The organism is Pseudoduganella plicata (assembly GCF_004421005.1).
In the GTDB taxonomy this organism is placed as follows: domain Bacteria; phylum Pseudomonadota; class Gammaproteobacteria; order Burkholderiales; family Burkholderiaceae_D; genus Rugamonas; species Rugamonas plicata.
This window is the reverse complement of record NZ_CP038026.1, coordinates 20,976-42,368: the sequence shown is the minus strand read 5'-3', so window position 1 is coordinate 42,368 and position 21,393 is coordinate 20,976. Positions and strand designations below refer to the sequence as shown.

Annotated in this window: 15 protein-coding genes; 12 read left to right on the top strand and 3 right to left on the bottom strand. The window is 66.8% G+C overall.

Annotation, left to right across the window (positions count from 1 at the left end):
• Positions 1–213 precede the first annotated feature (213 nt).
• Together E1742_RS00155 and E1742_RS00150 are read right to left on the bottom strand one after the other, a co-directional pair.
• Positions 214–2,127 (bottom strand): methyl-accepting chemotaxis protein, encoded by a 1,914-nt coding sequence (locus E1742_RS00155; RefSeq protein ID WP_134382639.1) that lies wholly within the window; start codon positions 2,125–2,127, stop codon positions 214–216.
• 419 nt (positions 2,128–2,546) lie between these two features.
• Positions 2,547–4,355, bottom strand: coding sequence for an AI-2E family transporter (locus E1742_RS00150; protein WP_229466376.1), 1,809 nt, complete (start codon positions 4,353–4,355; stop codon positions 2,547–2,549).
• 595 nt (positions 4,356–4,950) lie between these two features.
• Between E1742_RS00150 and E1742_RS00145 the strand changes: the two genes are divergently transcribed.
• From E1742_RS00145 to E1742_RS00100, 10 genes are all read left to right on the top strand, one after another.
• Positions 4,951–7,374 (top strand): TonB-dependent receptor, encoded by a 2,424-nt coding sequence (locus E1742_RS00145; protein WP_134382637.1) that lies wholly within the window; start codon positions 4,951–4,953, stop codon positions 7,372–7,374.
• A 25-nt stretch (positions 7,375–7,399) separates the two neighbouring features.
• Positions 7,400–8,434, top strand: coding sequence for a LacI family DNA-binding transcriptional regulator (locus tag E1742_RS00140; RefSeq protein WP_134382635.1), 1,035 nt, complete (start codon positions 7,400–7,402; stop codon positions 8,432–8,434).
• A gap of 27 nt (positions 8,435–8,461) precedes the next feature.
• Entirely contained in the window at positions 8,462–9,217 is a 756-nt protein-coding gene (locus tag E1742_RS00135) for an SDR family NAD(P)-dependent oxidoreductase (RefSeq protein WP_134382633.1), read from the top strand.
• An 11-nt stretch (positions 9,218–9,228) separates the two neighbouring features.
• A complete protein-coding gene (locus E1742_RS00130) occupies positions 9,229–11,247 on the top strand; it encodes a DUF4962 domain-containing protein (RefSeq protein WP_134382631.1) in 2,019 nt (672 codons plus the stop codon).
• Positions 11,240–12,196, top strand: a complete 957-nt coding sequence (locus E1742_RS00125) for a sugar kinase (protein WP_134382629.1) — start codon at positions 11,240–11,242, stop codon at positions 12,194–12,196. Before E1742_RS00130 ends, E1742_RS00125 begins: the two co-directional genes overlap by 8 nt.
• Before the next feature lie 31 nt (positions 12,197–12,227).
• Positions 12,228–13,547: an MFS transporter gene (locus tag E1742_RS00120; protein ID WP_206076716.1), complete on the top strand. Its 1,320-nt coding sequence runs from the start codon at positions 12,228–12,230 to the stop codon at positions 13,545–13,547.
• Positions 13,548–13,559: 12 nt separating this feature from the next.
• The gene (locus tag E1742_RS00115) at positions 13,560–14,315 is read left to right on the top strand and encodes a GDSL-type esterase/lipase family protein (protein ID WP_134382625.1); all 756 of its coding nucleotides are present in this window, start codon (positions 13,560–13,562) and stop codon (positions 14,313–14,315) included.
• The gene (locus E1742_RS00110) at positions 14,312–15,085 is read left to right on the top strand and encodes a polysaccharide lyase family 7 protein (protein ID WP_134382623.1); all 774 of its coding nucleotides are present in this window, start codon (positions 14,312–14,314) and stop codon (positions 15,083–15,085) included. The genes E1742_RS00115 and E1742_RS00110 overlap by 4 nt, the downstream gene beginning before the upstream one ends.
• Positions 15,082–15,807 (top strand): ribonuclease activity regulator RraA, encoded by a 726-nt coding sequence (locus E1742_RS00105; RefSeq protein WP_134382621.1) that lies wholly within the window; start codon positions 15,082–15,084, stop codon positions 15,805–15,807. The genes E1742_RS00110 and E1742_RS00105 overlap by 4 nt, the downstream gene beginning before the upstream one ends.
• Positions 15,808–16,043: 236 nt before the next feature.
• Complete coding sequence (locus E1742_RS00100; RefSeq protein ID WP_166793369.1) at positions 16,044–16,691, top strand: TetR/AcrR family transcriptional regulator; 648 nt, start codon at positions 16,044–16,046, stop codon at positions 16,689–16,691.
• Positions 16,692–16,739: 48 nt separating this feature from the next.
• On the opposite strand, the gene E1742_RS00095 is transcribed toward E1742_RS00100, so the two are convergent.
• Positions 16,740–19,436 (bottom strand): bifunctional diguanylate cyclase/phosphodiesterase, encoded by a 2,697-nt coding sequence (locus tag E1742_RS00095; RefSeq protein ID WP_166793368.1) that lies wholly within the window; start codon positions 19,434–19,436, stop codon positions 16,740–16,742.
• 408 nt (positions 19,437–19,844) lie between these two features.
• On the opposite strand from E1742_RS00095, the gene E1742_RS00090 reads away from it, so the two are divergent.
• A complete protein-coding gene (locus tag E1742_RS00090; protein ID WP_134382615.1) occupies positions 19,845–20,522 on the top strand; it encodes a hypothetical protein in 678 nt (225 codons plus the stop codon).
• A 166-nt stretch (positions 20,523–20,688) separates the two neighbouring features.
• On the top strand, positions 20,689–21,387 hold the full coding sequence (locus E1742_RS00085) for a hypothetical protein (RefSeq protein ID WP_134382613.1): 699 nt from the start codon (positions 20,689–20,691) through the stop codon (positions 21,385–21,387).
• The last annotated feature ends 6 nt before the right edge of the window (positions 21,388–21,393 follow it).

Genomic DNA, 21,393 nt, shown 5'->3' with positions numbered 1-21,393 from the left:
CCGGGCGGTGCGACCCAAACCGGTATGCAACGATGTCCCTGGGCGCAGCGACAGCGGTGGCACGCCTCGCCAATTTCTGCATCATCCCCGGCGGCCGGCCGAGACGTCCAGGAGCGCGGCCTGGACGGGTACGGCACATCCGTGACTACCTGGACCCGACGCCGCCGGAACGCGGCGACGGAAAGGCTCGTGTAGTCAAGAAACCTCGCCGCCTCAGAGCCGGAACGAACCCACCAGCGAATGCAGCACGTGCGCCTGCTGCTGCATCGACTCGGCGCTGGCGGCAACCTGTTCGACCAGCGCGGCATTCTGCTGGGTGCCCCCGTCGAGCTGCGTGATCGTCTGGTTGATCTGCTCGATGCCGCGGCTCTGTTCCTGGCTCGCCAGAACGATCTCGTTGATGATCGTGGCGACGTTGACGTTCTTGGCGATGATCTCGTGCATCGTGGCGCCCGCCTGCTGCACCAGCTCGGCGCCCGCGTTGACTTGCGTGTTCGAGTCCTCGATCAGCGCCTTGATTTCCTTGGCCGCGCCGGCGGCGCGCTGGGCCAGGTTGCGCACTTCGCCCGCCACGACGGCAAAGCCGCGGCCCTGTTCGCCCGCACGGGCCGCTTCCACCGCCGCGTTCAATGCCAGGATGTTGGTCTGGAACGCGATGCCGTCGATGACGCTGGTGATGTCGACGATCTTCTTCGACGCGTCGCTGATGGAGGTCATCTTCTGGACGACGTCGCCGATCACCTTGCCGCCGCGCGTGGCCACGTCGGAAGCCTGCGTTGCCAGGCGGTTGGCGCGGTCCGCGTTGTCCGCCGTCTGCTTCACGGTGCCCGTGAGTTCTTCCATCGATGCCGCCGTTTCCTCCAGCGACGCGGCCTGATCCTCGGTGCGTGCCGACAGGTCGCGGTTGCCGCTGGAGAGCTCTTCGGACGCAGCGCTGATCGACGCCGAACCCGTGGCAACCTGGCGCACGATGTCCTGCAGGCGGGCGATGAAGCCGTTGAAGCTGCGCGCCACGGCGGCGAATTCCTGGCCTCCCGTTTCCGGCAGGCGCCGGGTCAGGTCCGCTTCGCCCGCACCCAGCTCGTCGATGCTGGCCTTGAGCGTGCCGAGGCGGCGCATGAACATGCCGATCGCGCTGATCACGGCAACCAGCAGCAGCACGCCCATCGGCACCTGGATGGCGGCGAGCTTCATCATGATGCGGTCGCTGTTCGTGGCCAGCATGCTCGATGGGATACCGGTGGCGATCAACCACGGACTGCCGGGAATCGCTTTCAGGAACAGCGTCTGCGGGCCATCCGGCGTCCGGTACGCGCCTTCGATCGGTGCGCCGTCGCGCGTTTTGGCCAGCAGCGCCTTGATCTCCGCGGCCATCGGCGACGACGCTGCCAGGTCGGCCACGTTCTTCAGCACGATATTGCCGTCGATGCGGGTGCTGTTGCTGACGATCTTGCCGTCGCCTTCGACGATCAGGATCTGGCCGCCGATCTTCTTTTCCATGTCGGCCACCAGGTCGTTGAAGAAGCCGAGCGTGACGTCGATGGTGGACACGCCATACAGTTCGGCGCCCTTGTAGATCGGCATCGCGCAGTTGGTGCGCGGCTGCGGGCTGGCGTCGTCCTGGTAGGCCTTGGCCCAGTTGCAGTGGCCCTTGGCCGCGGTCTTGCCGTTCTCATACCACGGCTGCTCCCAGTATTTCAGCGATTCCGGCGAATTCCAGTGGGTGTTGACCACCAGCTGCTTCGTCGTCGCATCGCGCGCGAAGAACGTGCTGAACTTTTCGCGGCCCTGCTCGCGCTTGTTCGGCAACGGCCAGATGCCCCCGCCGAACACGTTCGGGTCGCCGTACTGGTCCACCAGGCCCGGTTGCAGCTTGTCGATCTGGTCGCTGTCGAGCAGCGCTACCGTCTGCGTGACGCTGCGCTGCTGCGCCTCGACCTTGCGCAGCTGCTCGCTGACGCGGGTGCCGATTTGGGCGGCCTGATCGGCGATCAGCCGGCCTTCCAGCTGCGCCAGGTCGGGCGCGACAAACAGGCGCATGACGGCGAAGGTGGCGAGCAGCAACAGGGCGAAAAAGGCGCAGGCCAGAAGGGTGTAGCGTAACCGCGTGGATGTTTTGCTAAGCATGATGGGAGCAACATTAGTGATGGGCACGAGGGTGTTTTCGGTCCCGATTGTGAAATCTTGAGGCCCGGCAATAAATAATTTGAGCCGCGCCGCACCCGCATCGCCACTGTCGTGACCATCCTGCAATGTTCACGAAGCGCTCAAGATTTGCAAACGTCGGTCAGCCAGTCTGCGTTACGTCCGGGTGGGCAGCACCCGATTCGAACGATGGAGCGTAACGGCCGTGATCGAAAAAGAATCAGCGCGAGAACCGTCCCGCCTGGCGCAGCGCCATCCCTGCCGCCGGCCCGGCGCACGTCACCGTCCGCACGGGCGCCGGGCCTTTCCCGACTCGCACAGTGGCGCGAACTGCCCGGCCGAAGCCGCGATGATGACGCGGGGCGCTGTCCGGCTCGAAAATGTCGGCCGGATGCACGAGCTCAGCTCCCGGTGCCCGCTGCCTTGACGGGCGTGACAAACGCCAGCGCCTCTTCGAAAGACTTCAACACCAGATCGACCCGTTGCGCCACCGGGCGCGGGTCGGCCTGCTGGCGCGGCGCGATCGTCACCAGCGGCGCGTCCGGCAGGGCCTCGCGCAGGGCGGCCACCGCATCGGACCATGCCTCTGGCGTGCTTTCAACGGGATAGACGACGAACACCGTCGATACCAGGTGCTCGGCGTCCGGACGCGCTTCGTCGTCGGTTTGTCCCAACACGAAGCTGCGCGCGTCGATGCCCGCTTCGCGCAGGCTGATGACGAGCAGCTCGCACAGGAATTCCTCGCGCAGGGTGGGCAGCGTGGCGCACAGCACGATGGAGCGCTCCGGCACTTCCAGCGAGCCCTGCCAGCGGCCCAGCCGTTCCTCGCGCGCATGGCGCAGGTGCGCGCCAATGCTTTCGTTGAGCATCGACACGCGGCGCCGGTGCGAGCGCGTGGGCGCGGTGCGCTGGCCCAGCGTTTCCGTGACCAGCGCAATCGTCGCGCGCAGGCGTTGCTGCTGGGCCGCTTCGGCGGTATCGCTGCGCAGGTCGGCCACCGCCAGCTCCACGCCGGGCAGCAGCACCTGGTCGCAATAGCGCGCCAGCGTGTACTTGCGCAGGAACACGCGTGCATCCTGGATGATCGCGGCCGCCTCGCCGCTCAGCAGGCGGTGGTAGAAACGCTGCGCCTCGCTGGCGTCGGGCGCCTCGGCCAGCAGGATGCTGACGGGTTCCAGCGCGCGGATATAGCGGCCCGCGACGACGATGCACAGGGTCAGCGGCGTCGACAGCAGCAGTCCCACCGGCCCCCACAGGGCGCTCCAGAACAGGGCCGAGACGATCACGGCCAGCGGCGACATGCCGGAGCTGTGGCCGTACACGCGCGGCTCGACGACGTTGGCCAGCACGACCTCCAGCACGCCGAACAGCAGCACGGCATATACGGCGAGCGCCCAGCCGGGGCCGGACGCCGCCGCGAACACGGCGATGCCGCTGGCGGCGATCAGCGCGCCGATGTAGGGCACGAAACGCAGCAGCGCGCACAGCACGCCCAGCAACGCGGCATGGGGCAGGCCCAGCACCCACAACAAGGTTGCCAGCACGGCGCCGAACACGAGGTTGACGAGGAACTGGGAAAAGAAAAAGCGCGACACGCCCGTGGCCGCGTCTTCCAGACCCTTGATCGTGCGGCCGACGGCGCGCTGGCCGGTGAGGCGCAGGATGCGTTCGCGCAGGTTCTCGCTGTCGAGCAGGATGAACACCAGCAGCACGAACACCAGGCCCGCCTCCCCCAGCGGTCCGGAGACGGCGGCGACGAGCTTCGTCAGCGTGTCCGTGGCCGAGGTGTGCTCGCGGATTTCAACGGGAATCGGGCGCGGGTCCTCGACACCGGGTGCCGGGCCGCCGCCTGGCGCAGCAAACGGCTCGCCGTCCAGCAGGTCGACGGGGAAGCGCGCCAGCGGCTGGCGCTCGGCGAGGCTCTGCACGTCCTTCAACTTGGCCACGATCTCGCCGCGGTACTGCGGCAGGTCGTCGGACAGCGTCAGCAGCTGCGCACCCAGCAGCGTGCAGCCGGCCACCAGCGCGGCGCATACGAGTACCAGCGTCGTCAGGGTCGCATGCACGCGCGACAGGCCAGCCAGCGCCATCGCCCGGATCAGCGGCGCCACCGCAAGACTGAGCATCAGCGCCAGGATGATCGGCTGCAGCACGGGACGGCCGAAATGAAGCAGTGCGATAACGCAGGTGGCGGTAACGGCGTAGTTCACGGGCGGCTCAGGTAAAAAGCGGATTTAACCATAAAAACCCCGGCCATGCCGCCCTTGGCGCCCTCCCGCTTGCACTCGGTGCGATAGCACGGGAGCCAGGTGAGAATGCGGCGCAACCGCACTTGCACAGCGGTTGGCGCGCTGCATCCGATGCCGGTCAACATCCGCCTGATCGGGTTACGGGGAACCAGCACGGCCGACCGATTGAGCGCAGCACCGCTCGGGCTACGGCGGCACAGGTCCATTTGATCGGTGCAGCACGAGCCGCTCGGTGGCGCAAAAAAATTGTTGACATCGGACGCGGATGGGAAGAAGCTTACTAAATCGATGCAGTAAATCGATTTAGTAAGAGAAAAGTGATGTCGGACAGTGTTATGCTCGCGCCGGCCATGTCGCCGACCCTCCTATAGCAAGGAGAGGTTGCTGTTTGGCAGGGCGTCGTGTTCGGTCCGCAGCATCTCACACCAGTGCGAACACCAGGCAAAGCTCATCTTTGCCAATTTTCTGCCGCGTCACTGTAACGTTGCAGTAGAACGATTTACTTAGGTGAACAATACTTCAAGCACCATAAAATACCGATAACGGAGACTTCAATATGGCAATCCAACAGCGCCGCCAAGGCGCGCCCTTGCCGCTTACGCCTGTTGCCGCCGCCGTGGCAATGTTGCTGGTCGCCCTGCCGGCGCCCGCCCAGGAGGGGCCGCCGGCAGCTTCGCCGGGCGAGGCGCCCCAGCTCGAGAAAGTCGTCGTATCGGCCAACCGCCGCATCGAGAAGCTGGAGGACGTGCCGATGTCGATCTCGGTGCTGACGGAGGAGGCGCTGATTCGCAACAACGTGCGCGAGTTCGACGATATCGTCAACCTGTCGCCGGCGCTGACGATTTCCACCGGCACGCAGGTCGGCACCAACAGTATCAACATGCGCGGCATCGGCACCACGTCCAACAATATCGGCATCGAAGGCGACGTGGCGATCATCGTCGACGACATGCCGTATGCGCAAGCGCAGCAGGCCTTCCGCGACCAGTCCGACGTGGCGCGCGTTGAGGTCCTGAAAGGTCCGCAAAGTACGATGTTCGGCAAGAGCGCGATTGCCGGCGCTGTCGTCATCACGACAAAACCGATCGGCGCCGGTCCGATGAAAGGCAAGCTGTCGCTGTTTCGCAGCAGCGACGACGAATACCGCGTGGCCGCCTCCGTCAGCGGCCGGCTCTCCGACACGGTCGGCGTGCGCCTGTTCGCCAGCAAGACGGACTTCCCGGGCCTGCTGCACAACCTGACGAACGACAGCATGCAGAACGGCTCGGGCGGCAAGACGTTTTTCGCCAAGGTGCAGTGGCAGGTCACGCCGGATCTCGACGTGCAGGTCTCGCCCCGCTACGACCACGCTCTGCGCACCGGCAATACGGCAGCCATCACGGCAATCGGCCCGGGCGTGGGCTACCTGTACAACAAGAACTACCGGGCCCTGTCGAACAGGGAGGTCCTGCGCGGCATCGCCGTCACGCCGTTCAACACGACGATCCGCAACGACTCGCCGACCGGGCTCGATGCCACCGACCGCGGCATCGGCGTGCGCATCAACTACCTGTTCCCCGATGCCTCGCCGCTGGCCGGCCATGCGCTGACGTCGATCACGTCCGTCGACAAGAACCGCTCGAACGACTTCCGCGATAACGACAATATCGACCTGATCTCGACCTACTACCAGCTCGACCACTCGGGCAAACCGTCCGGGATCGCCGAGCCGCCGACGATCAACGGGACGATGGACACGAAGCTGTCGACGCAGGAGCTGCGCCTGACGTCCCCCGACAGCGGCGCGCTGCGCTACGTGGTCGGGCTATGGCTGGCCCGCACCAGCATCGACCGCTGGTACATGCGCGGCAATCCGTTCGTCAAGGAGACCAACTGGACCAACTATCGGACCACGTCGGCCAGCCTGAATCGCGCCGTCTACGCAAACGGCAGCTGGGATTTCAGGGCACGCCATACCTTGACGGCGGGCCTGCGCTTCACGCGCGAAACGAACGACTACATGTTCAACACGATCGACAGCCTGTCATCGACGGCGCCGGACAATGTGCACACGGGCTACAACCTGTACAACGCACCGCAGCACGACGAGAACTTCGGCACCGGGAAGCTGGGCTACGGCTACAAGCCCACGCCCGACACGATGGTGTACGCCACCGCCTCCACCGGCAGCAAGGGCGTCGCCTACGACATGACGAGCGGCGCCAATAACGTCAACGTGTTCAAGCGCCTGCCACTGGCGCCAGAGGAAGCTACCAGCTTCGAGGCCGGCTACAAGGCCAACCTGTGGAACAACCGTGCCACGCTGAACCTGGCCGTGTTCAAGACAGCCTTTCGCGACTATCAGACGTCGGCCACGGAGCGCTTCTCGGACGGCAGCCAGGCCAGCGTGCTGTACAGCATTCCGAAGCTGCAGACGCAGGGCTTCGAGGCAGATGCCACGGCGCTGCTCACGCGCGCACTGCTGCTGACGGCGAACGTGGCCTACACCCGCGCCACCGTCGTCGACTGGAAACAGGGGCCGTGCTACAGCGGCGCGAAGGACTGCACCGTGCCGAACGAACTGGTGCCGGGCGCCTTCCTGCGCGACGCCAGCGGCGGCATGATGCCGAACGCGCCGAAATGGAAGATGAACCTGGGCGGCGAATACACGCTGCCCTTTGCAACCATTCCGTACAAGTTGGCGATCAACGGCAACGTGCGCGCACAGTCGAAGGTGCAAGGCGCGATCAGCCAGGACCCCAGCCTGATGCGGCCCGGCCACGGCATCGTCGACCTGGGGGCATCGATCGCCGACAATGGCGGAAAATACAAGTTTTCCGTCGGCGTCAAGAACCTGTTCGATCACCATTACGCAGTCGGCAATGTCGGCTCGTTCCTGAACTTCAAGCAGGTTTCGGGACCCGATATCCGCTCGTACGGCTGGCAACCGGCGCGCGACGCATTCCGCTATTACACCGCCCGGCTGGACGTGAACTTCTGACCGGCCGCATTTCAACTAGGACACCATGACCGAACCAAAAATTCAGGATGTTGCGCGACTGGCCGGGGTTTCACCGTCCAGCATCTCGAATTTCCTCAACAACCGCATGGGCCAGATGCGGCCCGACACGCAGGCCAAGATCCAGCAGGCCATCGAGCAGCTGGGCTACCGGCCCAACAACGCCGCGCGTCAGCTCAAGACGGGCGTCGCATCGATGGTCGGGCTGCTGGTGCCGTCGCTGGCCAACCAGTTCTTTGGCGCGCTGGCGTGCGCCGTCGAGACGGCGGCCGCGCGGCACGGCTGCCACGTCATGACGTTCAGTACCTTCCGCGATCCGGACCGGGAACGCGCCGTGATGGCGGACCTGCTGGCCTATGGCGTCAAGGGTATCGTCACAGGGTCCGCGCTGAGCGACACGGAACACCTGGTGGCCGTCACGTCGCGCTGCCCCGTCGTGGCCTTCGACATCAAGCGCAACGACGAATCGCATGCCCGCATCGCGACGATCTCGATGGACAACGCCGCGGCCACCACGCTGGCGGTGCAGCATCTCGTCACACTGGGCCACCGCGCCATTGCCCTCGTCACACCGCCGCCATACACCTTGAACCGGCAGGAACGCATCCGCGGCTTCCTGCAGGCCGTGGGCGCCGCGGGCATCGCCGGCGAACTGGTGATTGCCGACGCCACCGACGGCCCCAGCGACCCGCACGGCGACACCCGCCTGTTCGAGCTGGGGCGCAGCGCCGCTGCGCGCATCGTCACGGCGGCCTCGCGCCCCACCGCGGCGATCGCCATCAACGACATGATGGCGATCGGCATCGGCGTGGGCCTGAAGCAGCTGGGCCGGCGCATCCCCGCCGACATCTCGCTGATCGGCATCGACGACATCTTCTTCTGCGCAGCGCACGATCCGCCGCTGACGACGCTCCGCCAGCCGATCCAGGCGATGGCCGATGCCGCCGTGCAGCGCATCCTGGCGCCCGACGAAAAACCGGACGGCGCGCTGTTCGCCCCCGAACTGATCGTGCGCTCGTCCACCGCAACACCACCTCGATAAACCGGGACAATAACGATGGAGACAAGCATGGAACTGCAAGGCAAACGCGCGCTGGTAACGGGCGGCGCATCGGGCATCGGCAAGGCCACTTCGCTGGCCCTGGCGCAAGCGGGCGCCGACGTGGCGCTGACCTACTGGAGCAGCAGCGCGGAGGCCGAGGAAGTGGCCGCGCAGATCCGCGCGCTGGGCCGCCAGGCCCACGCGATCCGCGCCGACCTGACCGATGCGGTGGTGGCCGAACGGGTCTACGCCGAAGCGGAAGGGGCAATCGGCCCGATCGATACGCTGTTCGCCAATATCGGCGGCCTGATCCAGCGCTGCCGCGTCGTCGAGATGCCGCTGGCGCTGTGGAACGACGCGATGAACCTCAATCTCACCAGCACGTTCCTGATCTGCCAGGCCGCGCTGAAGCGGATGGAGCCGCGCGGCGCCGGCACCATCGTGACGATGTCGTCGCTGGCCGCATTCGATGGCGGCGGTCCCGGCTCGGCGCACTATGCCTCGTCCAAGGCCGCCGTCGCCACCTTTACCCGTGCACTGGCGAAGGAAGTGGGTCCGCTCGGCATCCGCGTCAACGGCGTCGCGCCCGGCCTGATCGCCACCCGCTTCCATGACGTGTTCAACACGCCGGCCAACCGCCAGGCCATCGCCGAACGCACCCCCGCGCGGCGCGAGGGACAGCCGGAGGATGTCGCCAACGTCGTTGTCTTCCTTGCCTCCGGCAAGGCCGCTTTCCTGGGTGGCGAGATCATCCAGGTCAACGGCGGCCTGGCCCTTTACTGACGGGAGCCCCGATGACTCCACCGTTCACACGGCGCCGTTTCCTCGGCACCGCCGCCCGCGCTTTGCCCGCCCTCTCTCTACCCGCGCTGGCCGGAGGCCGCGCGCTGGCGCAGGATTCGCGCGAGGCGCTGGGCCCGAAAGAGGGCAAGCCCACCGCCGGCCCCCACCCGCTGCAGGCGTTGATGGCGCAGCACCCCGCCGCCTTGCGGCCGGACTTGCGCGGCGTGCATCCACGCGTGTTGACCACCGCGGCGGGTCTGGCCGACCTGCGCCGGCGCGCCACCACCACCCATCGCGACGCCTGGCAGAAGGCGCTGGCGGGACTGGTGGCAATGAAGGAAGCGCCGGCCGCGGCACCCGCCCAGGCACGGCGAGCGCAGAACACCACGGCCATCGGCATCGCCGGCGCCGCCCTCGCCTACCGGATCGAAGGCGACGAGCGCTACCTGGCGGCCGCGAAGCGCTATATGGATGCCGCCGTCAGCTATCCGGTCTGGGGCTACACCTACAGCAAGCCGGACGTCGACCTGGCCGCGGGCCATCTGCTGTACGGGCTCGGTATGGGCTACGACCTGCTGTTCGACGCGCTGAGCGTGGACGAACGCACGCGCTACCGGGACAAGCTGGTGCGCCAGGCGCGCCTGCTGGCCGCGCACTTCGCACCGAAGCCGGGCAAGACGTTCTCGTACAGCCAGAACCACTGCTTCATTCCGATCGCCGGCCTGGCGATTGCCGCCTACGCCGTATGGGACGAGGCACCGGAAGCGGCGACCTGGGCGGCGCAGGCGCGTGCCATCTTCGCCCGCGTGCTGGACGTGGCGTCGCCGGACGGCTATTTCTACGAAGGCGTGGAGTACTGGATCTTCTCGATGCCGTGGATCGTGCATGCGCTCGACGCGTTCGCGCATGCGGCCGGCGACGACGTGTACGACCATCCCGCTCTGCGCAACGCCCACCTCTACATCGCCCACTCGCTGACGCCGAACGGCCAGGACATCTTCGACTTCGGCGATGCCTTCGAGGGGCCGCATACGCGCGCCCGCCATGGCGTTGATGCGGCGCGTACGCACCCCGGCGGCAAGCTGCACTCGAACTACAACCTGCTGTACCGGCTGGCCGCGCGCTTCCGGAACGAACAGGCGCAGGGTGTGGCGGACTGGATGGCGTCGCTGGGCCATGTCTGCGCGGAGGATTTCTGGACGCTGCAGTGGCGCGATGCCGACCTCCCCGCCAGCCCTATCGCGGCGCTGCCGCCGCACCATCACTTCGACGACCTGGGCACCGTCTTCTGGCGCAGCGACTGGACCGGCAAGGCCACCGCGTTTGCCTTCCGCGCAGGGCCGCCGGAAGGCCACCATGCCGCCACGCTGCTGGCGCGGATGCCGGACTGGCATCTGTCGATGGGCCACTCGCATCCCGATGCGGGCAGCTTCATCCTGTACGCCGAGGGCACGTACCTGAGCGGGCCGATGGGCTATGCCGGCGTCCCGCGCAGCAATTTGAGCAACACGCTGCTGGTCGACGGCCAGGGCCAGGCCAACGAAGGCCACGGCCACGACGCGTTTGCCGGCTATCCGTACGCGCGGCTCGACACGATCCGGCTGACCCGCGTAGACCTGGGCGCCGACCGCGCCGGGATCGTGGCCGACCTGACCGGCGCCTACCGCCCGGAACTGGGCGTGGACAAGCTGGAACGCATGTTCACCCTGGCCGGCGGCACATGGACGGTGACGGACCGCCTGCGCGCCTCCCGCCCCGTCGCGCTGACCGCCCAGGTGCACGGCGACACGGCCATCGCCGCGGCCGGCGGGCGCCGCTACCTGGTGGCCGGCAAACCGGCCGCGCTGGAAGTGGACGTTCGCACGGCGGCGGCGAAGGCGGTGATCGAGCCGGGCGTGGTGACGGCAGCCGGTCCCCCGGGCAATGTCGACAAGGGTCCACGCGAGCAGCGCGGCGTGGTGCTGCGCGTGTCGCTGCCCGCCAGCCGCGTGGCGACGCTGGTGACGCAGCTGAGGCCCGTCCGTGGCTGAGCGCACGTTCGACGTCGTCACCGCGGGTGAAGCGATGGCGCTGTTCATGGCTGCCGACGCGGCGCCGCTGGCGGCCGTGCGCGCCTTCCAGCGCGCCACCGCCGGCGCGGAGCTGAACGTGGCCGTCGGGCTGGCGCGGCTGGGATGGCGGGTCGCTTACCTGTCCGCGGTCGGCGACGACAGCCTGGGGCGCCACCTGCTGGACTTCATTGCCGCGCAAGGCATCGACCCGCGCCACGTCCGCATCGATGCCGCCCATCCGACCGGCTTCATGCTCAAAGCGCTGGCCGGCGACGGCGCGGACCCGCAGGTCGAGTACTACCGGCGCGGATCGGCCGCCAGCCAGATGTCGGTGGCGGCCCTGCCGCAGGATGACTGGCCGGGGGCGCGGCTGCTGCACCTGACGGGCATCCTGCCGGCACTGTCCGACAGCTGCCGCGAGCTGGCGCGAACGATGGCACGCCGGGCCCGCGCCGCAGGCCGCACCGTGACGTTCGATCCCAACCTGCGGCCACGGTTGTGGGCATCGCGGGACGCGATGATCGCGGCCGCAAACGACATGGCGGCGATGTCCGACGTGGTCCTGCCCGGGCTGGAGGAAGGGCGGCTGCTGACGGGACGCGATGCGCCGCAGGATATCGCCGAGTTCTATCTGGCGCGTGGCGCACGGCTCGTCATCGTCAAGCTCGGCGCCCACGGCGCTTACTACGCCACAGCGGCCGAAAGCGGCATCGCCGCCGCGGTGCCTGTACCCCGTGTCGTCGATACGGTGGGCGCCGGCGACGGCTTCGCGGTGGGCGTCATCAGCGCGCTGCTGGAAGGACTGCAGCCGGCCGCCGCTGCGGCGCGCGGCAATGCGATCGGCGCCCGCGTGTTGGGCTACCGCGGCGATTGCGACGGCCTGCCCACGCAACCGGAACTCGCAGCGATGGTGCCGGCCCGGGCCTGACGCCCACCGATAACGATACGGAGACATGGACATGACAAGAAGAGGCACGACAAACGGATTGCGCTGGCTGGTCATCACGCTGGTGGCGGCCGCGACGATCATCAACTATATCGACCGCTCGGCGCTGGCCGTCATGTGGCCGGGCATCGCCGCCGAACTCGGGCTGGACAAGCGCGACTACGCCAATATCGTGACCATCTTCCTGGTAGGGTACGCGGTCGGCCAGTCGCTGTTCGGCAAGATCTTCGACGCGCTAGGCACGCGCATCGGCTTCCTGCTGTCGATCCTGGTGTGGTCGGTGTCGATCGGCCTGCACTTCGTGGCGCGCGGTGCGCTGTCGTTCGCGCTGTTTCGCGCCCTGCTGGGCGTCGGCGAGGCAGGCAACTGGCCCGGCGCGACCAAGGCCATCGCCGAGTGGTTCCCCGTGCGCGAGCGGGCCTTCGGCCAGGGCATCTTCGGCGCCGGCGCATCGGCCGGTTCCATCGTGGCGCCGCCGCTGATCGCCTTCCTGTACGCGTTCGTCGGCTGGAAGACCACGTTCATCCTGATCGCCGTGCTGGGCTTCGTCTGGATCGTGCCCTGGCTGATCGTCTACAAGGCCGGGCCGGCGGCCCATCCTTGGATCTCGGACGAGGAGCGCAGCTACATCCTGTCCGGCCAGAAGCCGGCGGATGCGCAGGCCGACACTTATGTGCCGACGATGGCGCAGCTGCTGTCGCACCGCCAGAGCTGGAGCGTGATCGCCGCGCGCTTCTTCATCGACCCCGTCTGGTGGCTGTTCGTCAGCTGGCTGCCGCTGTACCTGAACGAGAAGTTCGGCTTCGACGTCAAGCAGATCGGCCTGTTCGGCTGGGTACCCTACGTGGGCGCGGGCATCGGCGCGCTGGGCGGCGGCTGGCTGTGCGGACGCCTGCTGCGGCACGGCTTGTCCGTCAACCGGGCCCGCAAGAGCGTGATCGCGCTGGGCCTCGTCATCATGTTCCCCGCCCTGCTGCTGACGGCGGTGGTGGAGACACCGCTGGCGGCGGTGCTGTCGATCGCCGTCATCCTGTTCGGCTTCCAGGCCGCCATCACCAATATCCAGACGCTGCCGAGCGACTTCTTTTCCGGCCGCACGGTGGGCACGCTGGCAGGCGTCAGCGGCACGTCCGCCGTGCTGGGCGTGATCGCCTGCATGCAGCTCGTGCCGGCGCTGACGGAAGGCGGCAACTACACGCCGTTCTTCGTGCTGGGCGCCGCGCTGGTGCCGCTGGTCTTCCTCGCCATCTGGCTGGGCGGCCCCGTCGAGCGCGTGCGGCCCTGCGCCGATGCGCTGTCGCACGGCGCGGCGGCCGGCACCCACCTTCGCTAAAGGAGTCCATCCATGACCGTTGCCGTATTACGCCGCTGGGCATTCTTCCTGACGCTGGCCACGTGCCAGGCATTCGCCCAGTCCAACCCGAAGGAAAACCCGTCGCTGCCCGCCGTCAAGCAGGACGACGGCAAGTTCCTGCGCAAGCACGGGATCAACCTGGCGCGCGCCCGCAGCGGCCCCGTGGGCCTGCTGTTCCTGGGCGACTCGATCACGGACAACTGGCGCAAGGCGCCGCACATCTGGGATGCGTATTTCGGCCGCTACCAGCCGGCCAACTTCGGCATCGGCGGCGACCGCACCCAGCACGTCATCTGGCGCATCGAGCACGGGGAGCTGGACGGCATCGCGCCCAGGGTCACGGTGCTGATGCTGGGCACGAATAACAGCCTCGATTACAGCGCCGCCGAGATCGCGGCGGCGAACCGCAAGATCGTCGGGATGATCCGCGCGAAGCTGCCCGACACAAAGGTACTGGTGCTGGGTGTCCTCCCGCGCGGCCCGCGCGACCGCTTCGGTGGCCCCGTCACGCCGGCGCTGGTGGCCGAAGCGGCCAAGCGGCTGGCGACGATCGATGCGCTCAACGCGGAACTCGCGAGACTCGATGACGGCAACACCGTGCGCTACCTCGACATATCCAGGTTTTTCCTGGGCCAGGACGGCCGCATTCCTTACCCGATCATGCCCGACCAGCTTCACCCGAACGCCGCCGGCTATCAACTGTGGGCGGATGCCATGCAACCACTGCTAGAGGAGATGATGAAATGAACGCCAGCACCAACCGTTTTGCCGCCCTGGTTCTGACCTGCGCCCCGCTGCTTGCCTGCGCCGCCGCACCGAAGCATACGCCGCTTGCGACGCTGCAGCAGCTGTTTGCCGTCGAAGGCGATTCGCCGTACACGTCGCCCTACAACGGCACGGTGATCTTCAGCGCCCTGACGTCGAAGTACGCGTCGCCGAACGGTCACGGCTACCGCAACGAACTGAAGGTCGCCAGCACCAAACGCCTCACCGCGGCGCAAACGCACGAGCATTTCTCCGGCAACGTGACGCCCACGCTGCCGGACGGCGCCAAGACGATCGTCGCGCAATACCACGTGGACGGTCTCGACACGATCCTCAAGGTCTACGTGCAGGACACCAGGGACGGCACCGGCACGGACGGCGTGGACAGCAACGGCGTGTTCGACATCCTGGCGCGCATCCGGGGTCCCGGCGGCAAGGAAGTCAGCCAGGCGCTGGGCACGGTGCGCTCGGGCGAGACATTTGGCCTGGACATCCGCTTCGACGCGGGTGACGCCGTCGTCACCGTCAATACCGCCGATGGCGCGCAGTACACGGCGCAAACGACTGTGCCGGCGGACGAGCGCAAGATCTATTTCAAGTTCGGCGACTATCTGCAGGCGCTCGACCCGGTCACGGGCGGACATACCAGCGACCCGGCCAAATGGGACGAGTACTACCGCCTGCACGGTATCGACAGCAGCCGGATCCGCATCACCCAGACGACGTTCGAGCGCACGGGTACGCAGCCATGAGCGCGGTCGCGCAAGCCGGCGAGGAAACGCTGGGTATCCTGCGCAACAGCGCCACCTCGACCCTCACCACACTGCTGTACAAGCGCGGCCTGCGCAACGTGTTCGTGCAGGGCGCCCGCCCTTTGCGCGCCGGCCAGCGCACGGCCGGTCCAGCGTTCACGCTGCGCTATATCCCCGCCCGCGAGGATCTCGACGGCCTGGATGCGTTCCTCGACCCGCGCCATCCCCAGCGCGTGGCGGTGGAGGAAATCCCGCCCGGCGCGGTGCTCGTGATGGACTGCCGCGGCGACGTCTCGGTCGCATCGGCCGGCAGCATCCTGGCCACGCGCATGCAGGTGCGCGGCGTGGCAGGCATCGTCACCGACGGTGGCCTGCGCGATGCCAGCGGCATCGCGGCGCTGGAGATCGGAGCGTGGTGCGCTGGCCCGTCGGCGCCGACAAACCTGATCCGCCACCACGCGCTGGACATCAACGCACCGATCGGTTGCGGCGGCGTGCCGGTGTATCCGGGCGACATCATGGTGGGCGACGACGACGGCGTCGTCTGCATCCCGGCGCATCTGGCCGGCGAGGTCGCGCGCGAGGCGGTCACGATGGAGCGGTACGAAGACTTCGTGCTGGAGCAGGTCCGCGGCGGCGCCTCGATCATCGGGCTGTATCCGCTGACGCGGCCCGAGAACCGTGCACTGTTCGAAGCGTGGCTGGCGCGGCGGCACGGCTGACTGGGCGACGCGGCGGCACCCGCCCTCGGGTGCCGCCAGGCCGCGTGGCACACCGCGCTCCCTGGCCGCGGCCACGACGTGGTCGACGAACACGCGCCCCTCGGCCGGCGGCAGCCTGCGGCTGCAAGGACAGATCGGCAGCGGCTTCCCGGCAAAAGGGGGCACTGCATCTGGAACAAGAAAACGCGAGGGCGATAGGTTACGATACAGGCTTTCCTGTATCGGAGTTCGCCCCCTTGGTTCAATGTTCCGGCACCCCGCCCGCCCGCAAGCGCGTACGCCTCGCGCCCGCCCTGCGCAAGCAGCTGATCCTCGAAGCGGCGTTGCACGAGTTCAGTGCGCAGGGTTTCGGAGCGACCAGCACGGAGCGCATCGCCCAGCGCGCCGGCCTGTCGCAGGCCGGTCTCTACGCGCATTTCCGGAGCAAGGACGCCATCCTGGAAACGCTGTTCAACGAGCTGCTGCGGCCCGAATGGCCGCAATGGCTGGTGGCGGACGTGCCGTTCGACGATGCGATGGTCGACCGGCTGATCGACTACTGGTATGCCCGCGCAGCCGACCCGACGTTGCTGTCGATCCTGCGGCTGCTGGTGGCCGAGGGCAACCGCCACCCCGATATCCTCGAGCGCTGGCGCCACAACGTCATGCAGCCCTTCTTCCAGCTGGAGCAGCGCATCATCGACATGCTGGCCGCGCAGGGCCGCATCCAGCGCAACGCGCTGGCGGAACATTTTCAGCTTGCCACTGCCCCCATCGCCCACGTCATGCTGCTCAGCCTGATCCAGGGCGGCGTGACGGGTGGCTTCGCCGACGATATCGCCAGGATGCGCGAATCGCACCGGCGCATGCTCAAGCAGTTCATCGTCCCGATGCCTGGCGCGTGACAGCGTCATGGCGAACGGCGTCCTCTGCGGGCCATGAGCGCTGCACTGCTATAAAACGCACCGTGCCAGGACCGGCTGCGTTTCCGTGGCCGGCAGCGGCAGCGAAATGAAGTAGCCTTGCAGTTCGTCGCAATCGAGCTGCTTCAGTTGTCTGGCCTGTCCGGCCGTTTCCACGCCCTCCGCCACGACCCGCATGCCAAGCGCGTGAGCCATGGTGATGATGGCCGTGAAGAAGACGCTGCCCTCCCTGGTCTTTTCCAGTTCGGCGGTGAACGCCTTGTCCACCTTGAGCACATCGAAATCGAGGCGCTGCAGCTGCGACAGCGACGAGTAGCCGGTGCCGAAATCGTCGACGGCGAGGGCAATGCCCAACCGCTGCATATTCTCCAGGGACCGCGCGACGTGGACATTATCGGCGGTCATCGACGATTCCGTCAGTTCGATCTCGACAAGTGCAGGGGCTACGCCATGGCGCAGGAGCGCCTTGCGCAAGACCGTGGTCACGTCGGATTCATTGAACTGCCGTGGCGAGACATTGATGGAAACGGGGACCACCGGCTGCGCTTGCCGCGACCAGCATGCGATCTGCGCGCAGACCTTGTCGATGACGATTTCGCCGAGCGGCACGATCAATCCCGTTTCCTCCGCAAGGGGAATGAAATCGATCGGCTCGAGGATTCCCCTGGTGGGGTGGGCCCACCTCACCAGGGCCTCCATGCTGCACGTCTCGCCCGTGGCAACCTCGACCCGGGGCTGGTAGTACAGGATCAGCTGGTCGGCATCGAGCGCATGCCGCAGCTCCGCCTTGCGGTCGATCCTGGCGCGGATGGAATCGTGGTATTGCCGATCGAAGAAGCGGTAGCTCATCTTGCCGCTGGTCTTGACGACGTACATGGCGGCATCGGCATGCGTGAGCAGTTCCTGCATGTGCGTACCATCGTCCGGGAACAGGCTGATGCCGATCGAAGCGCCGACCGGGTAGCTGCCCTGGGCGATGTGGAATCGTTCCTGGAACGCATTGAGCACGCGCTGCGCGATATGGGCTACCGCGGCACGGTCCTGGACCTGCTCGATGATCACGATGAACTCGTCTCCACCGACCCGCACGACGTGGTCCGCCGGCCGCACCGCGAGTTTCAGGCGTTTCGCCACATTGCGCAGCAGTTCGTCCCCGCTGTGGTGGCCGGCGGTATCGTTTACGTTCTTGAAGCCGTCCAGGTCGATGAACAGCAGGGCCATCAGGCATTGCTTGTCGGCGGCGCGCTGCAGGGCAGCCGGCAGATAGGCGGTCATCCAGTGCCGGTTGGGCAGCCCGGTCAGCGGGTCTTCGTTGCCACGACGCTCGAGTTCGAACAGATGCTGCTTGCTCTCGGTGATATCCCAGGCGGTCACCGACAACAAGCCTTTTGAATGTACCGCTTTGAGGCGGTACCACTTGGGCGGCCCGTCGTCGACCGGCACTTCGATATCGTCCTCCAGGATGCCGCGTTCCACGGCAATGCCAAGGCGGTGCAGCAGCCGGGCGCCCCAGCCCCCGTCGTCCGCCGGGTGCAGCGTCGACAGCCGGGCGCCGATCATGGCCGCGCGCGGCCTTCCGTACAACTCGGCCCCGGTCTGGTTGCAGTCGACAATTTCAAAGTCGGCGATGGCAGCGTTCCGGTCCGCGCTCCCGGCCCGGATCGCGCGACAAATGAAAAAACCTTCGGTGCCCTCTTCCGTGGCGAGCCGGTACGCTTCGCGCGCCAGTTCCACCTGGTACTTGCGCCAGCTCAGGCGCAGGGAAAGCGCCATGGCGATTAGCGTGAAGACGGCCAGGGCAACGCTGCTGATGGCCGTTCGCGCGAGGGTATTCTCCCTGACTCTCGCGAAGGCGGCGAACGCTTCCTGCCGGTCCACGCCGGCAATGGCAATGACCGGATATCCCGGCACCTGCTGCCAGCCGAGGTAACGGCTGCGCCCGTCACGGAACCACGCGGCGCCGTCGACCAGCATGCTGCCCCCGGGGCTGGCCAGCAGTTCGGTGCGTAATCCCGGCGCCGCAAGCGCCGCCGCGGCGAACGGACTCGTATAGGACGCATAGGTGGTGTCGCCGACGCGGCTGGCGCGGATGGCGCCGTCCCGGCCCAGGATGGAAAGCATGCCGTTGCCGCCCAGCGCCACGCGGTCATAGCTGGCGGTCAGGTACGCCGGGGCGACTGCCGCGCGGACCACCCCGTCGAAGCTCCCATCGTTGCCGGACAATCGCCGTGAAAAATGCACGACACTACGTCCGGTCGACCGGCCTATGGCCGCCTCGCCCACGTACAGGGTGTCCCCTGTTTGCGCTTTCTGGTACCGGTAATACATCCGGTCGGATACATCCTCCGTGGAAACGGGCAGTGTATTGGTGATCAGCTTACCGTCAACGCCGACAATGCCGACATTGAATATGGGGGTGGAAGGAAACAACCCGGGCGCACTGGGGCCTTCCAGCCGCAATTGCCGCCCGCTGAGCGCCCATTCGAAGCGGACGTGCTGCAGGATCTGGTCGATCATGTGAAAAGTCCGGTCCAGGTGCTCGGCGTAACCCCGGGCAATGGCGGCGGCATCCCGCCGCGCCCCCTCATCCCGGGCACGGTACTCCCGGTCGAGAGAGTCGAGTATCGATGTCCAGGTCAATACGGCAATGCACAGTGAAAGCACGGGCCAGAGCAGGATGCGCTTCGAGTGCCGCACGACAAAGGAAAATCCGGGTCTGATGTCCATGTATGCAAGACGCATCGTCAGGAATGAAGAGTTGCCTGCGCGTCGACAGGCACCCGTTCGCCAAGGCTCGCCCGCACCAGCGGATATGCCTGGGTAAATTTGCGTCGCGAAAAAGAAAAAGCAGTGTAGCCGATCTGCTGGCATGCCGGCTGCACCAGTCCGCTGCGCAGTATCGGACAGCCACATGGTAAAGACCAACCCTGCCGGCGATCCTCGTCCCTTTCCCTGCCTGCGCCTCCTGAACCCCGCACGATTGACACTGCCGGTTAACTATTCGTTAACGCATGGTAGACTTCCTGGCAACTAACGATAGAACAATCGTTAGTTGCCAGCAATAACGCCGCCAGCGCTTGCCATGGGCCATAAGGCTGCGCGACATCCATCCGATACCACCAGCCGACAATGACCATGCCTTCGCGAGCCCCCTTTTCCGTAAATATTCCTGCTCTTGCCCTGATCCTGCTGCTGCTCAGCTGCTATCCGCTCTCCATCGTGCTGCCGCCGTCGTGGGCGTGGGAGAACGGCGCCATCGAGGATGGCGACGTTATCGTCCTCGGCGTCGGTCTGGCCTGGGCGTTCGTCACCTGGATGCGCGCGCAGCCGGTCTCGGTGGCGCTGCTGGCGCGTTGCGTCCTGCCGATCTGGATCATCCTCATCGGCCGCGAAATGAGCTGGGGTGCCGTGCTGTTCGCGCCGGATCACATGACGGCCGAAGGCCCCGTCTTCACGTCGCACCACCTGTGGTACCGGCCGTTCGTCACGCCCGTGCTGTGCGCACTGTTCGCCTGGTCGGCCTGGAGCGCGTGGCGCTGCCGGCTCGACAAGCAACTCTACAGCGTACTCGAACGGGGTCGCTTTCCCTGGCTGCCGATGCTCACCGTGCTGGCCGCGGCGGTCGGTTCGAGCTGCGCCGAAAGCCATCTGCCCTACTGCCTGGCGACGCTGCGGAACCAGCGTTTCGAGGAACTGACGGAGCTGGCGGGCTATATCGCACTGGTGGTGGTGCAGGCGCGGGTGCTGGGCGAATGCCGGGCTGCCGCGCCGCATGGTACGGCAGCGGCTGCCTCCAGCCCGGCAGCGACCTGACAACGGGAACGGCTGCGCCAGCAGGCATGCGGCGATGCCGCGCAGCCATCGGGTTGCACGGGTTGCGCAACGGTGTATATTGTTTATATCGTTCCGCCGGCATCGGTTCACCGTCCGATGCCGGCTGCGCGAACCGCCATCACCGTGAGAAGAACGCGAGCATGCCATGGACATCGACGAGAAAGCCTGCGCGGTATCGTACCTGACGCTGCAGAAGATGATCGGCTGGGCCGGCCTGTTGATGCCGGTCGCCGTGCGCGGCGGCGGCCTGCTGTGCGAAGGCATCCGCACGACCGACTCCCTCAGCGCCTACTACTACACCGGCATGCGCGACATCTTTGTCGCCACGACCGTGCTGACCGGGGCGCTGCTCGCATGCTACCGGAGTTCCCACGCGATCGACAACATCGTCGCCACCATCGCGGGGATCGCCGCGATCGGCCTGGCCCTGTTCCCGATGGATCCGACCTATGCGGCCGAACTGCTGGCCCGCTACCCCGACCTGGGTACGGAACGGCACTACTCGAACCATGGCGTGCTGGGGTACCACCTGTTCTTTGCCATCACGTTTGCCGCCCTGTCCTTTTATCTTGTCTATTTCCGGTTCGGTGCACAGACGCCGCATACCAGCCCCCATGCACGCCGGCGCCGGCAACTGTACAAGGCGTGCGGCGGCATCATGCTGCTGTCCTACGCCGCAATCGCCGTGCTGGCGGTGGCCGCCCGTGGCGCGTCGCTGTTCTGGCCCGAGACCTGCGCGGTCGTGGCGTTTGCCGTGGCGTGGCTGGTCAAGGGGGCACGGCTGTCCGCGCCCGGCGGCACGGCCGATGCCGGCGCACCGTCAGCTGCGGGTGCGCGCCAGTAGGATAAT

Bases quoted from the DNA above. Each gene is read 5' to 3' on its own strand.
- E1742_RS00135 (WP_134382633.1), top strand. From the start codon at position 8,462: ATGGAACTGCAAGGCAAACGCGCGCTGGTAACGGGCGGCGCATCGGGC.
- E1742_RS00145 (WP_134382637.1), top strand. From the start codon at position 4,951: ATGGCAATCCAACAGCGCCGCCAAGGCGCGCCCTTGCCGCTTACGCCT.
- E1742_RS00095 (WP_166793368.1), bottom strand. From the start codon at position 19,436: ATGGACATCAGACCCGGATTTTCCTTTGTCGTGCGGCACTCGAAGCGC.
- E1742_RS00105 (WP_134382621.1), top strand. From the start codon at position 15,082: ATGAGCGCGGTCGCGCAAGCCGGCGAGGAAACGCTGGGTATCCTGCGC.
- E1742_RS00120 (WP_206076716.1), top strand. From the start codon at position 12,228: ATGACAAGAAGAGGCACGACAAACGGATTGCGCTGGCTGGTCATCACG.
- E1742_RS00115 (WP_134382625.1), top strand. From the start codon at position 13,560: ATGACCGTTGCCGTATTACGCCGCTGGGCATTCTTCCTGACGCTGGCC.
- E1742_RS00090 (WP_134382615.1), top strand. From the start codon at position 19,845: ATGCCTTCGCGAGCCCCCTTTTCCGTAAATATTCCTGCTCTTGCCCTG.
- E1742_RS00110 (WP_134382623.1), top strand. From the start codon at position 14,312: ATGAACGCCAGCACCAACCGTTTTGCCGCCCTGGTTCTGACCTGCGCC.
- E1742_RS00155 (WP_134382639.1), bottom strand. From the start codon at position 2,127: ATGCTTAGCAAAACATCCACGCGGTTACGCTACACCCTTCTGGCCTGC.
- E1742_RS00140 (WP_134382635.1), top strand. From the start codon at position 7,400: ATGACCGAACCAAAAATTCAGGATGTTGCGCGACTGGCCGGGGTTTCA.
- E1742_RS00130 (WP_134382631.1), top strand. From the start codon at position 9,229: ATGACTCCACCGTTCACACGGCGCCGTTTCCTCGGCACCGCCGCCCGC.
- E1742_RS00085 (WP_134382613.1), top strand. From the start codon at position 20,689: ATGGACATCGACGAGAAAGCCTGCGCGGTATCGTACCTGACGCTGCAG.